Here is a 14240-nt window from a genome sequence, read left to right as displayed (position 1 = left end):
CATCCTACCGAACGGTCGCCGGAATGGACATTCGGCGTTCAAGCACGCTTGCCGTCAGTCGCGACTGTCACTTCTGACAGTAGCCAGATGCTGCGCGGCAACGGTTAGATCATGTCTGGCTAACGGGGACGCATCGTCATGCACGCTTCAATCACGACAACGCATTACAGGACCCCCACCTTATCCGTCGTCGATCCGCGCGGACTGCCGGTGCGTTCGGTCGATTACTGGCGTGAGGATGAAAAGCTCGCGGCGCAGGCTCGGGTCAATCGAGTGGCTTACGATCTGCGCGGGCGCCCAGTCAAACAGTGGGACCCGCGGCTGTGGGCGCTGCAAGCCGAGGACCCGCTGACGCCGGCGAACATGACGAGCGTGCATTCGCTGTCCGATCACGTTGTGTCGCTGCTCAGCGTGGATGCCGGACTGCACATCAGCCTTCCAGGCACCGGCAATCAAGTAGTGCAACGTTGGGACAGTCGCGGCACGCGCAACGATATCGAATACGACGACCAGCTGCGGCCAGTGGCAATGTTCCAACAGCAAGACACGACGCCGCGCAGCTGTGTCGAACGTTTGGAATATGGCGGTTCCGAACCTGGCAATCAGGCCGTTAATCTGTGCGGGCAACTGACGCGGCACGACAGCCCCGGCGGGACGGTGTTGTTCGAGTCGTTTGCGATAACCCGTCAATGTACCCGGCACGTCCAGCACTTCACCCAGGAGCCCGTCGTCGCGGATTGGCCTGAGCCAATTGCAGATCGCCAACAGTTGCTGGAACCGGGCGAGGGCGCGCTTTCGACGTGGCGTTATGGCCCGCAGGGCAATGTACTGGAGAAAACCGATGCGCGGCACAACTGCCAGGCGTTCGCTTTTACCGTTGATGGGTTGCTGCGCGACAGTGCGTTGAAGTTGTCCGGCAAGCTCACTTGGCAAACTTTGGTCAGCGAAATCGAGTACAGCGCCGATGGCAGGATTATTCGCGAAGTGGCGGGTAATCATGTCGAGACGAAGCTCTCTTATGGCGCCGCAGATGGACTGTTGATCGAGCGGCGGGCGTTCAGCAATCACAGCGGTTTATTGCAGCATTTGTTCTACGAGTACGACCGCATGGGCAATGTCCTGAGCATCGAAGACAAGGCGCTGGAGGTTCGTTACTTCAATAATCAGCGCATCGAGCCCATCAGTTGTTTTAACTACGACAGTCTTTATCAGTTGATTGGTGCATCTGGCTGGGAGGCGGGCAGTGCGAATCAGGGACCCGCTTCGACAGGGCGAATGGATCCCGCCGCGCTCAGCAATTATCAGCAACGTTTCAGTTATGACGAGAGTGGCAACTTGCTGAAGTTGACGCACATCGGGGCGCAAAGTCCGGGACGAGAGTTAAAAGCTGCGCGCTACAGCAATCGCTGTTTGCCCTGGCGCAACGGCGTGCCACCCACCGAGGAGGAAATTGCCGCTGCGTTCGATGCCAACGGCAATTCGCTGATGCTCGATCAGGGACGCTCGATGACGTGGGATCTGCGCAATCAGTTGCAGTCGGTCAGCCCGGTGGAGCGCGACTCTGGACGCAATGACGTTGAGTCCTACCTCTACGATGGCGGTGGCCAACGGGTACGAAAAACTCGCTCGTTGCAGACCAATGCCCGGACCGTGGTGGCTGAAGTGCGTTACTTGCCGGGACTTGAATTGCGCACCGACAGCGGTACCGGGGAGGTGCGGCAGGTCATCAGCGCGCAGGCCGGGCTCAATAGTGTTCGGGTGCTGCATTGGGAAACCGATCCGCCGTTCGGCGTGAATAACGATCAGTACCGTTACAACCTGGTTGATCATCTGAACTCCTGTTCGCTAGAACTCGCCGACGATGCGCGAATCATCAGTCAGGAAACTTATTACCCCTTCGGAGCAACAGCCTGGTCTGCCGGCCCGAACGAAACCGATGGGGATTACAAAACCGTTCGTTATTCGGGCAAGGAACGGGATGCGACGGGGCTTTATTACTACGGATTCAGATACTACATAGAGTGGCTGCAGCGATGGCTCAATCCGGATCCAGCAGGCGCGGTAGATGGCTTGAACCTGTATCGGATGGTTAGAAATAACCCTGTCACGTTGATCGATGTCGATGGACGGGCGCCCACTGTACCGAGCGCACCACCCGTGCCTCCACAGCCACCTTCGCCACCGGGATCGGCAGCACTGCCACCTCCACCACCGCCTGGCGCTGGTTTCGCACCACCTCGGCCACCACTGCCAGGGCAAGTCGCGCAGACTCAGAAGCTTTTTCAGCCAATTGCATTGGCGCGCCTGCAAATGCCAGCCAATCAGGCTTCAAAGCCATGGCAAACAAAAGACTATGTCGACACGGTTCAACTTGCCAAAACGATCAATCAACAATTTGGTGTGTCGGTTAACCCTATAAGAGTAGTGGATGTAACGCACGAAGACCTTTTTGAAAAAATCAGGTCTGTTCCGGGCAATGAAACGATGCAGTTCAATCAGGAAGATCGTCGTGCCAATCCTGCCGCCTGGACGTCGCCAGACGGAACAATTTACATGGGGGTAACCGCACCGGATTATTCTGAAAACGGTCAGCTTGATGGAGATAAAATCCGTTCAACGATTGTTCACGAAGCCTTGCATGCTTCTTCGTACGGGCATGTAGGCTTTCAACCGGAGACGGATACGTCTGTAAGTAATAGTAATTATGACGAACACATTACCGACTACTTTGCCCATCAAGTCTTTAAAGACATGTATCCCGGGGCGGTGTACAAAACGGGTTATTTCACAACGAGCGTAGGTGGAGAGGCTCAACATTGGGGCGGGAACATGGCTAAATTCATGATCGATTCAGGCCATGTGACAAAGAGCGAATTACAGAGTGGTTATTTTGAAACAGGTCAATTGAATCCGTTGCCTGAGCGGTTGTTAGACAAATGGAAAACATTTGCAAAGCAAAATAGGAATCCATTGAAAATGTGACTTGCCATGACGTTGGCAAAAAAAGCCCCCGACCAACCCGCTGCGGATAGGAAAACGCGGCGGGTTGGACAGGGGCTTCTGGTGTTACAGATCAATCACTGCGCGATGGTTTTCACCGACACGCCGCGCTCGATCGGGGTGAAGCGACCGTAGATATCTTCAAAGCGCTCGATATCGTCTTCGCCCGGTTATCACCGGCGCTTCAATAATCTTGAATGGAATCTCGTGAGAGGGACTAACAACTTCTCAATTAGCGCCGGTAGGCCATTTACCGGGGGCTGCGAAAATTAACATTCAACGATCAACCGACATTACCGTTGATCTGTACTGTAATTTCTGACAGTAGCCAGATGCTGCGCGGCAACGGTTAGATCATGTCTGGCTAACCGGGACGCATCGTCATGCACGCTTCAATCACGACAACGCATTACAGGACCCCCACCTTATCCGTCGTCGATCCGCGCGGACTTGCGGTGCGTTCGGTCGATTACTGGCGTGAGGATGAAAAACTCGCGGCGCAGGCTCGGGTCAATCGAGTGGCTTACGATCTGGGCGGGCGCCCAGTCAAACAGTGGGACCCGCGGCTGTGGGCGCTGCAAGCCGAGGACCCGCTGACGCCGGCGAACATGACGAGCGTGCATTCGCTGTCCGATCACGTTGTGTCGCTGCTCAGCGTGGATGCCGGACTGCAAGTCAGCCTGCCGGGCACCGGCAATCAAGTGGTGCAACGTTGGGACAGTCGCGGCACGCGCAACGATATCGAATACGACGACCAACTGCGGCCAGTGGCAACGTTCGAACAGCAAGGCTCCGCGCCGCGAAGCTGTGTCGAACGTTTGGAATATGGCGGTTCCGAACCTGGCAATCAGGCCGTTAATCTGTGCGGGCAACTGTCGCGGCACGACAGCCCCGGCGGCACGGTGTTGTTCGAATCGTTTGCACTCACCCGTCAATGCACGCGCCATATTCAGCATTTCACCAAAGACCCTGTCGCCGCGGATTGGCCTGAGCCAATTGCAGATCGCCAACAGTTGCTGGAACCGGGCGAGGGCGCGCTTTCGACGTGGCGTTATGGCCCGCAGGGCAATGTACTGGAGAAAACCGATGCGCGGCACAACTGCCAGGCGTTCGCTTTTACCGTTGATGGGTTGCTGCGCGACAGTGCGTTGAAGTTGTCCGGCAAGCTCACTTGGCAAACTTTGGTCAGCGAAATCGAGTACAGCGCCGATGGCAGGATTATTCGCGAAGTGGCGGGTAATCATGTCGAGACGAAGCTCTCTTATGGCGCCGCAGATGGACTGTTGATCGAGCGGCGAGCGTTCAGCAATCGCAGCGGTTTATTGCAGCATTTGTTCTACGACTACGACCGCATGGGCAATGTCCTGAGCATCGAGGACAAGGCGCTGGAGGTGCGTTACTTCAATAATCAGCGCATCGAGCCCATCAGTTGTTTTAACTACGACAGTCTTTATCAGTTGATTGGTGCATCTGGCTGGGAGGCGGGCAGTGCGAATCAGGGACCGAATTCGGCCGGGCGAATGGATCCCGCAGCGCTCAGCAATTACCAGCAAAGTTTCAGTTATGACGAGGGTGGCAACTTGCTGAAGTTGACGCACGTCGGGGCGCAAAGTCCGGGACGAGAGTTAAAAGCTGCGCGCTACAGCAATCGCTGTTTGCCCTGGCGCAACGGCGTGCCACCCACCGAGGAGGAAATTGCCGCTGCGTTCGATGCCAACGGCAATTCGCTGATGCTCGATCAGGGACGCTCGATGACGTGGGATCTGCGCAATCAGTTGCAGTCGGTCAGCCCGGTGGAGCGCGACTCTGGACGCAATGACGTTGAGTCCTACCTCTACGATGGCGGTGGCCAACGGGTACGAAAAACTCGCTCGTTGCAGACCAATGCCCGGACCATGATGGCAGGCGTCCGGTATTTGCCGGGTTTGGATATCCGTAGTCATTCCGGGACCGGGGAAGTGCTGCAAGTGATTACCGCCACTGGCGGCCTCAACAGCGTTCGCGTGCTGCATTGGGAAACCACTCCGCCCACTGGAGTGGCTAATGATCAGTACCGCTACAGCCTCGTCGATCACTTGAATTCCTGCACGCTGGAGTTGGCCGATGATGCGCGGATCATCAGCCGCGAAGGGTACTACGCGTTTGGCGAGACAGCCTGGTTTGCCGGGCAGAACGAGGCCGAAGTCAGTTACAAAACGGTCCGCTACAGCGGCAAGGAACGTGATGCGACGGGGCTCTACTACTATGGATTCCGTTATTCCATCGGATGGTTGCAGCGCTGGGTAAATCCCGATCCCGCGCGTGATATTGATGGCCTGAACTTGTATCGCATGGTCAGAAACAATCCCGTGGGGCTGATTGACAGAGATGGTCTGGCGCCCGATCCGAAGGATAAACAACCAAATCGTATTTCAGCCCTGACGGCGCTCTTCAATTCGACCAGTGTCGCCGGGCCACCGTCACCACGCCCTTCGTCAACTTCGGGCGCGGCGACCCCGCGCGCCACCGCGCCGCAGTTACCCGCCAGGCCCGCGCAGGCCCCGCTCATCACGCCTGCCACAAAAGCTGCGGCGCCAGGTCGTCCACCGCCGATCAAATTACCGACGGCGGATCTTTCGGCGCGAGTGCTTCCTGCGTATGCGAGCGGCTACGTGGAGGTCGGCACGCATTCACTGATGGTCTCAAAAACAGGCAGCATCGTGGTTTTCAGGGGGGATGATCGCCCCGATCATGTCATTCGCAACGCGGGCGGGTTCTATCCTCGCGATAACAGAGGCAGTGCAATCCAGCAGGATTTCAGACGAGCAGTACAGACCGATGGTCTCAACGCCCACGCTCAGGAACACGTGAGAGCACTTAATCCCGGATACGTTTCTACGGGCCTGGATGAAGATTCTGGAGGATATGGCGATACCAGGGGTTTTCTTTATCGGATGGAAATCCCGGACTTGCAAGAAAGGGGCGTGAATGACCAGACACTTGGATTGTCGTCGCCCTACAGCTTCACTCCGAAAAACCAACTGGATACACGATTTTTTATGAATGCGAGCACGCTTGAGCAGGCAACGCTTGCCTCGATGATTCCACCCAGGACCCACGAGATGACCTTCATTACGCCGATTCCAAACGCCTACATCGTGGCTTATCGAGCGGCGAAGAGCAGTCAGTGGATGCCGTTTCATTAAAGTAGTTGCCCTGCCAAAAAGAAGCCCCCGACCTACCCGCTGCGGATGGGGAACGCAACGGGCTGGACGGGGGCTTGTCGTTTACCGAGGCACTTCTCGTTTACTGAGGCTTATTGCGCGATGGTTTTCACCGACACGCCGCGCTCGATCGGGGTGGAGCGACCGTAGATATCTTCAAAGCGCTCGATATCGTCTTCACCCAGGTAGCTGCCCGATTGCACTTCGATGATTTCGAGTGGAATCTTGCCCGGGTTGCGCAAACGGTGGACCGACGCGATCGGGATGTAGGTCGACTGGTTTTCGCAGAGCAGGAAGACGTTTTCGTCGCACGTCACTTCCGCCGTGCCGCTGACCACAATCCAGTGTTCGGCGCGGTGGTGGTGCATTTGCAGCGACAGGCAGGCGCCCGGCTTGACCGAGATGTGCTTGACCTGGAAGCGTCCGCCCATGTCCACCGAGTCGTAGGAACCCCACGGACGATAGACTTCGCAGTGGTTCTGGGTTTCGCTGCGGCCCTGTTCGTTGAGGGTGTTGACCATCTGCTTGACGCCTTGGACCGAGTCCTTGTGGGCGATCATCATGGCGTCTTTGGTTTCGACCACCACGATGTTTTCCAGACCGATCACCGACACCAGTTTGCCGTTGCCGTGGATCATGCAGTTCTTGCTGTCCTGGATGACCACGTCACCCTTGGACACGTTGCCATTGGCGTCTTTTTCGTTGACTTCCCACAGCGACGCCCAGCAACCGACATCGCTCCAGCCAGCGGTCAACGGCACGACGCAGGCGCGTTGGGTTTTTTCCATCACGGCGTAGTCGATGGAGTTGTCCGGGCAGCAGGCGAAAGTGGCTTCGTCGAATGTGATGGTGTCGGCATCCTGCTCGCTGCGCTCAAGGGTAAGCAGGCAAGTGTCGTAGATGTCCGGGTCGTGCTTTTTCAGCTCTTCGAGGAAGCGGCTGGCGCGGAACAGGAACATGCCGCTGTTCCAGAAATAACCGCCGGACTGCACGTATTCAGTGGCGCGTTTGACGTCTGGTTTTTCGACAAAATGCGAAACGCGGCTGACGCCTTCGGGCAGCAGCGAGTCATTGGTCGACTTGATGTAGCCATAACCGGTTTCCGGTTTGGTCGCCGGCACGCCGAACAGGACCATTTCGCCGTTCTCGGCGGCAACGGTGGCCAGGGCCAGCGCGCGTTGCAGGGCTTTCTGATCTTCCAGCACGTGGTCGGCCGGGAGCACCAGCATCAACTCGTCGCGACCTTCATTGACCAGCATCATCGCGGTCAGGGCCACGGCCGGCGCAGTGTTGCGGCCGAACGGTTCCATGAGGATGCGCTGCACTTCGAGCTTACGGTTGTTCAACTGCTCGTTGACGATGAAGCGGTGGTCCTTGTTGCAGACCACGATCGGGGTGTCCATGCCTTCGAAGACCAGGCGTTCCAGGGTTTGCTGGAACAGCGTGTGCTCGCCGGTCAGGGCCAGGAACTGTTTAGGGAACTGTTTGCGCGAAAGCGGCCAAAGACGTGAGCCGCTACCACCTGACAAGATCACCGGAATCATGTTGTTACTCCTTTAAAATCGATTGGTTAGAGCTACTGCGTTCTGTCGTTTCACTCTTGTTCTTATGCCGAAGTCAGACCGGATTCTGTAGCAGCTGCCGAGCCTGCGAGGCTGCGTTCGGCGGCGGAGCCGTCGTCAATCCGGACAACGCGGTCTCTCTGAAAGACCGCATTCACCGGTTTTGCGACGGCTTCGCCGACGGACGCAGGCTTCGCCAGCTGCTACAAGGGATTCACCGTTCTGACGAATTCATTAGCGTGTCGAAACCGGGCGTTTTACCCAGACTGGCGACAGGCTCGAGCCTTTACCGGTGACGTACAGCACGGCCGCTTCGCCGCGTTCCAGGGCAACCGGCTTGACGTCGCCGACCTTGGTCGCGCCGTCGTACAGGGCCAGGCTGACTTTCACCGGGTTGATTTCGCGTTCGCCACGGCCCTTGGCCGCAACCGATGGCACCACTTCGGTCTTGCCGTCAGCGGTCTTCAGGGTCAGCGCCTTGTCGCTCAGGTTCTGCACGCGAACCAGGGATTTCTGCTTGTTCTTGAACGGCGGTTCTTCGATCAGTTGTGGTGCGCCGCTGGCGTTGTTGACCAGGGTGTAATAGTGGTCACCGGCGAGTTTCACCGGCAGGGTCTGGCTGCCGACCTTGGCGCTGTAGTCGCCGCCCGGCATGAAGCTGAAATCGCTGCTGCCCAGTGGCGCAACATCGCTGAGGTTAGTGGTGCCGACGGTGGCGCTGACTTCAGCGTTACCGGCGTTGTAGACCCGCACGAAGGACGAGCCTTTTGGTGCGGTCGGGCCATACAGTGCGGCGTCACCGGCGAAGGCCGACATCGACAGCACGCTCATGCCGGCAACAAGAGCAAAAGTCTTCGCGAGACGGCGAGGAGTAGTAGTGAAAGTCATGGTGTACCTCTCTTTCAGTTTTGCGCCCGGTCGGGCGTCTCGGATTTAGTGTTTGCGGCTACGTTTTGTTGGCGAGCGCCGGCTTCTTTGAGCTCTGCGACCCACTGCGGGTCGGCGTCGCCGATTTCGTTGTTCACAGGCAGATAACGTTCAGGAAACTCCCAGATCAGCACCTGTGGCGGGCTGTTCTTGAAAGCATCGCTTTTCAGATAGCTGAGCATCGGCAGGATCGGGCCGTGGCCGTCTTCGGCGTAATTGACCACGTCGCTTTTCAGCGCTTGCTTCAGCGCACCGACAAAATTCCAGTTCGGGTTGGCGCTGTAGCTGGTGCCGATCAGGGCCACCGGGACTTCGGTGTTGGCGAACAGCGCGTCATCGGCGGCAGGCTGATCGTCAGCCGCCACGGTGTTGCGCTTCTGCAGCGGCTCGGTGGCCGGCATCAGGTTTTCGAACAGCGGGTCCAGCGGCAGGAACAGTCGCAGATCGCCTTTGTGGGTGACTTTTTCCGCAGGAGCAGTGACGAATTTTTGCGGTTCGCCGCTCAGCGGAGTTTTCTCGGCAATCGTCTTGGCCAGGGTTTCGGCGGCGATTTGCGCGCCTTCCGGCGTCCAGTGGGTGTCGGTGCGCAAGAACATCTGCTGACCGTTGAGCTTGCCCTGATTGAACGGGCCGAGCAGGTCGGGAGCGAGGATCTTGTCGGCCGCTACACGAGCGTGGAAGTCCTGATACAGGTTGGCGTGAATGCTCGAAGGCTTGACGTCACCGAGGTGCTCCGGGTACAGGCGCGCCTTGGCTGGAACAATCGCCATCACCAATTTCACGCCTTTTTCTTTCAGCGTCTGGCGTACGCCTTCGACCAGCGCGTAGTTGCCTTGCAGGTTCAGCTCTTCGTTGACGATCGGGTTGAATTCCTCATCGCTGTACAGCCACTGGTCGCGACCGAGCACGACGCCCGGACGACCTTCGTTGAACAGTTTGAAATCCAGCGCGGCCCAGAGGTTGGTGCCCAGGCGCTTGATCGGGAATTCTTCGTCGTAGTGCGTCTCTACCGCTTTCGTCCAGCGCCCGTTGAGCACGGTGGTTTCGGCACTCGTGGTGAAACCGAAGAAGCTGCGCGTGGACCACACGCCCAGGACCAACAGCGTCACCAGGAACAGGCCGATGTAGAGGATGCGTAATGAGCGGGTCATGGTCAGATCCCTCAGAACTGGAAGTAAAGGAACGGCGAGAAGCTTTGCGCCGAGAGTTTGAAAATCGAGGCAATGAACAACGCCAATACCAACGTGCGCATCACGTAGCGGGACCAGTCAGCGGTCCAGTAGGCCGGTTGCACAGTCGCTTCAGTACCGACGGTGTAGCCCGGTTCGTGAATCGCGCCAGGGTTGTCGCCCGGTACCGCTTTGATCATTCCCGGGGTCGCGGATGCCGGGCCATCGGCCTCGACGTTGACCGCAGGCTTGGCCTTTTCTGGCGGCAGGTTGGCGTAGAAATCACGAATGCCGAAGAACGCCAGGGTCATGTAAGCGACGACCAGAGTGGCCACTTGCAAGCCGGTGAGGCTGGCCTGGTTGAGTTCCGACAACGACCATTCACCGAAGCTGAACATGGCGTGGTACATGCGACCGGCGACGTGGAGGTTTTCCGAGCGGAAGATCACCCAGCCCATCACCACCAGCAGGAACGTCAGCGCCCAGCGGATCGGGTTGATGCTGCGTGGCGAAGTGTTCAGGCCCAGGGCCTTTTCGATCGCCAGCCACATGCCGTGCCATGCACCCCAGACGATGTAGGTGATGTTCGCGCCGTGCCACAGACCACCGAGCAGCATGGTCAGGAACAGGTTGCGATAGGTCATCAACGTGCCTTTGCGGTTACCGCCCAGCGTGATGTACAGGTAGTCACGCAGCCAGGTCGACAGGCTGATGTGCCAGCGACGCCAGAACTCGGTGATCGACTGGCTGATGTACGGCTGTTTGAAGTTTTCCATGAAGCGGAAACCCATCATCAAGCCCAGACCGATGGCCATGTCGCTGTAGCCGGAGAAGTCGAAATACAGTTGCGCGGTGTAGGCCAGGGCGCCCAGCCAGGCATCGCCGGTGGTCGGGTTCTGCAAGGCAAAACAATGGTCGGCGACCACCGCGAGGGTGTCGGCAATGAACACCTTCTTGATGAAACCCTGCATGAACCGCGTGGCACCTTCGGAGAACTTGTCGAGGGTGTGGGTGCGGTTGTTGAACTGGTCGGCGAGGTCGCGGAAACGCAACACCGGGCCGGCGATCAAGTGCGGGAAGATCGCGACGAATGCAGCGAAGTCGATCAGGTTGCGCGTTGCCGGGGTGTCACCACGGTAGACGTCGATGATGTAGCTGATGGACTCGAAGATGTAGAACGAGATCCCGATCGGCAACAGCACGTGGGTCAGGATGAACGGCGACAGACCGACCGAGGTCATCATCGCGTTGATGCTGTCGACGCCGAAGTTGGCGTACTTGAAGTAGCCGAGAATGCACAGGTCGACGGCCACGCCCAGGAGCAACCAGCGTTGGGCCGGTTTGGTCCGAACGCCGGCGGCGCCTACCTTCAGGCCAATCCAGTAGTTCCACAGCGTGACGGCCGCGAACAGCGCAAGGAAGTCCACGCGCCACCAGGCATAAAACACATAACTGGCGATCAGCAGCAGCAGGTTGCGATAGCGAATCCCGCTCAAGTAGTACATGCCGAGAAAGATCGGCAAGAACAAAAACAGGAACACATTGGACGAAAATACCATCCCGATCTCTCCATGTTTAACCAACAGTCAAGGGCCAACGGCCCCCCCAAACCCCCCATGGAAAACTGGCGGGCTAACACACAAAAACTTGCATCTTGCACAAACCCTGTGGGAGCCGAGCTTGCTCGCGATGAACGATGACTCGGTTCATCTGTTGCACCGCGTTACGGCCATCGCGGGCAAGCCTTGCTCCTACAGGTTTTGCATTCGGCTCTAGGAGCCTTTTTTGCCTTTTTCGTTGGCCGGGTCGTAGACCTTGGTCAAGTCGCCGCCGAGGCGGAAGGTCTTGAACGGCTGCATGTCGTGCTTCATTTCAAGCACGTCCGGCGGGCAGGTGTAGAGCGAGCAGAACGGTTCGAGCCAGGCAAATTTCGAGTCGACCTTGAGGTCGGTCATGTCCTGTTCCTTGCCATTCTTCTTCTCGAATTCATCCGGATCTTTCACCCCGGACAGCACGCGATCACCCAGGCGTTTCAGCGCGCCGTTGTTTTCCTGACGCAGATCGACACCGTTGACCAAGGCAAAACTGGCGATCATCGACAGTGGCGGCAGGGCGTAGTTGTGATAGGCGAGGGCGCGTTGCTGACGCTTCAATTCGTTTGGCAGGAAGCCTTGCGCATCAACTTGATTGGCGCCGACTTTGTATTCCTTCACCGACCAGTCGAACAGGTCGCGGCGGTTGGTGGCGATGGACGTTGCCATCACCGACCAGGCGGACCAGTACGAGTGATTGTTGGTTTTTTCCAGCGGCAAATTGTCCCAATCGCTGACCACTTGATCGGCCATTTTGCTGAACCAGGCTTCGATCAGCTGCGACTCTTGCTGGTGGTTGGCCAACGGGTGCGAGTCGGAGAACTTCAGGCGGATGTACGCCGACGCCATGCTGCCCAATGCCCATTTGCGCATCGACTTGCCGGTGTGGTTGAAGTCCTTGGACATCAACGCATCTGCCTTGGCCCAGGCCGTCAGCCAGTTGAGCGTGCATTCGAGTTGTTCCGGACGACCGTCGCGCATGTACTGCATCACGCGCTTGCTGGTGCCGCGCTCAATCTTGGTGATGTCGGCAGTGGTGTCGCGGAAAGCTTTTTCCGACTGCTTGTTCAGGGTCGAACGCGCCTTGTCGGAGCCTTCGTACTTGCTGCGAAATTGCAGCGAGCCGGTGTACGGCGTCGGCATCGCGTCACAGCCTTCGCTGTTGTCGCCGGTTTTGACTTTTTCGATCGGTGCGAAATAACCCTGTGGCGGACGCAGTGGCGCGGCGGCCTGCGTGGCGCCGGCGAACATCGCCAGCGTCAGCAACGAAGGGGCGAGTAACTTTTTCAAAGTGCGGGTGTGCAATGTCATAGAGGTAACCTCATTGCCCGGCTTGAGCGGTACGTTGCCCAGCGCCCGGGAATACGTTGCGTTTGCAGATTTTCGCTTCGACTTTTTGTGGCGCGGCACCGGCTTCAGGGCCCTGGACTTCGACGGCCAGCAGATTCTGCGAGGCCCAGTCTTCGTCCGTGCGCAACTCAAAGGCAAAACGCCCGTCAGTGTCGGAGGTTTCCGGTTTTTCGATTTTGATGTCCTCGTGGCGACCGTTCATGTACCAGAGGGTGGCTTGCAGGACTTTCACCGACGCATCGGCAAACTGGATGTCGACCTGGTGGCTGCCGTTTTGCAGGTTCAGGTTGTTGCTGTTGACCATCAATTCGTTTTTGCCTGGCTTCAAGGTTTTGCTGCCGGTCATTTGTGCTTCTTTGCCTTCGCAGCCGTTGTCGAGCAACGCCATCATTTGGCGATAGATGGTTTCCTGGTCGAGGCGATAGAGCGGCGAGAATTCCCAGATGAGGATTTTCGGCGGCTTCTTCTGGAACTCTTCGCTGCCCAGGTACTGCAGCATCGAACCTTCCAGGCCACCGCCAGGGAATGCCACGTTGAGGATGTCGGCACCGATCGCCTCTTCGAGGAAACCGGCGAAGTTGTAGTTCTTGCCACTGTGGCTGGTGCCGACCAGGGTGATCTCGGGATTACCGGAGTCACCGAACAAGTCGCCATCGGCCGCTTCGCCCTTGGGCTCCGTGGTGAACTGGTCCATGTACTGGACCGCGTAGCTCGTGCCACAGAGTTGACCGGCCATGTTGTGTAATGTTCCGGTCTTGCCCATGCGACCCGACTTGTGGCTCTCGAATTCGCGTTTCGGAATGTCGGCAAAGGCCGGCATTTGCTTGATCTGCTCACCGACGATTTTCGCCGTGCGCTGGGCGCCGTATGGCGTCCAGTGTTGGTCGCCGCGGAAGTAGAAATCGTGCGCCGGCAAGGTGTCTGGCAGCGACTCATTGGTCAGCGGCGACAGGTCCGGCACGGTGTAGCCCATGGCGGCGAAACGGCCGAGCATGGTCTTGTAATTCTTCAAGGCCTTGTCGAAATCGAACTTGGCTTTGTCTTCAGGATTGAGCTTGTTGCGGTTCACCAGACCACGCGTCGGTTGATAAACCACCACCAACTCCACGCCTTTGCTCTTGAACGCATCGTGCAGTTCTTTCATGCGTTTGTAGCCGGCAGGGGAGGTGTCGAACTCGGTGCGCAAGTCTTCTTGCGTACGGAACAACCAGTCACCCTGAGCCTGTACCAGCGTGGTGAAGTTCTGCTGATAACGGGTGGTGTAGTTTTTCGCGTCGTGGGCTTCCGGGCACAGGTTGCAGCACGGGTCGGCGGTGAAGTTCGGTGCTTTGACCGCCTCGCCATCGTCGGCACGGGCGCCGCCGCTGGCCGCGAGAATCCCGGCGGTCAGGGCCGACAGGCTGAGTAATTTGATCAAGTGTGGGTGCATAAAATTAT

8 protein-coding genes and 1 pseudogene are annotated in these 14240 nt (G+C 57.9%); 2 read left to right on the top strand and 7 right to left on the bottom strand.

Going from position 1 to position 14240, the window contains the following annotated elements; genetic code table 11:
- The first annotated feature begins 138 nt into the window (after window positions 1-138).
- Window positions 139-2982 carry an RHS repeat domain-containing protein gene (locus BLU01_RS07785; RefSeq protein ID WP_092273002.1) on the top strand — a complete coding sequence of 948 codons (2844 nt, stop codon included), beginning with the start codon at window positions 139-141 and terminating at the stop codon, window positions 2980-2982.
- A 95-nt stretch (window positions 2983-3077) separates the two neighbouring features.
- Here BLU01_RS07785 and BLU01_RS28255 read toward each other — a convergent pair.
- Window positions 3078-3167, bottom strand: a pseudogene (locus BLU01_RS28255) (alginate biosynthesis protein AlgA); the annotation flags it as partial.
- 216 nt (window positions 3168-3383) lie between these two features.
- Between BLU01_RS28255 and BLU01_RS07780 the strand changes: the two are divergent.
- A complete protein-coding gene (locus tag BLU01_RS07780) occupies window positions 3384-6185 on the top strand; it encodes an RHS repeat-associated core domain-containing protein (protein ID WP_092272999.1) in 2802 nt (933 codons plus the stop codon).
- A 110-nt stretch (window positions 6186-6295) separates the two neighbouring features.
- On the opposite strand, the gene BLU01_RS07775 is transcribed toward BLU01_RS07780, so the two are convergent.
- The 6 genes from BLU01_RS07775 to BLU01_RS07750 form a co-directional block, all read right to left on the bottom strand.
- On the bottom strand, window positions 6296-7747 hold the full coding sequence (locus BLU01_RS07775; RefSeq protein WP_092272996.1) for a mannose-1-phosphate guanylyltransferase/mannose-6-phosphate isomerase: 1452 nt from the start codon (window positions 7745-7747) through the stop codon (window positions 6296-6298).
- A 252-nt stretch (window positions 7748-7999) separates the two neighbouring features.
- Entirely contained in the window at window positions 8000-8653 is a 654-nt protein-coding gene (locus BLU01_RS07770) for an alginate O-acetyltransferase AlgF (protein WP_092272993.1), read from the bottom strand.
- Between the two features lie 14 nt (window positions 8654-8667).
- Window positions 8668-9843, bottom strand: coding sequence for an alginate O-acetyltransferase (locus tag BLU01_RS07765; protein WP_092272990.1), 1176 nt, complete (start codon window positions 9841-9843; stop codon window positions 8668-8670).
- Between the two features lie 11 nt (window positions 9844-9854).
- Window positions 9855-11420: an MBOAT family O-acyltransferase gene (locus BLU01_RS07760; protein WP_092272987.1), complete on the bottom strand. Its 1566-nt coding sequence runs from the start codon at window positions 11418-11420 to the stop codon at window positions 9855-9857.
- A gap of 213 nt (window positions 11421-11633) precedes the next feature.
- Window positions 11634-12764 carry a mannuronate-specific alginate lyase gene (locus tag BLU01_RS07755; RefSeq protein WP_092272984.1) on the bottom strand — a complete coding sequence of 377 codons (1131 nt, stop codon included), beginning with the start codon at window positions 12762-12764 and terminating at the stop codon, window positions 11634-11636.
- A 10-nt stretch (window positions 12765-12774) separates the two neighbouring features.
- Window positions 12775-14232 (bottom strand): alginate O-acetyltransferase, encoded by a 1458-nt coding sequence (locus tag BLU01_RS07750; protein ID WP_092272981.1) that lies wholly within the window; start codon window positions 14230-14232, stop codon window positions 12775-12777.
- Window positions 14233-14240: the final 8 nt, after the last annotated feature.

The sequence above is a fragment of the Pseudomonas prosekii genome (genome assembly GCF_900105155.1).
Classification (GTDB): Bacteria; Pseudomonadota; Gammaproteobacteria; order Pseudomonadales; family Pseudomonadaceae; genus Aquipseudomonas; species Aquipseudomonas prosekii.
Note: the sequence above shows the minus strand (reverse complement) of the source record. Positions and strands in the feature narration are given on the sequence as shown.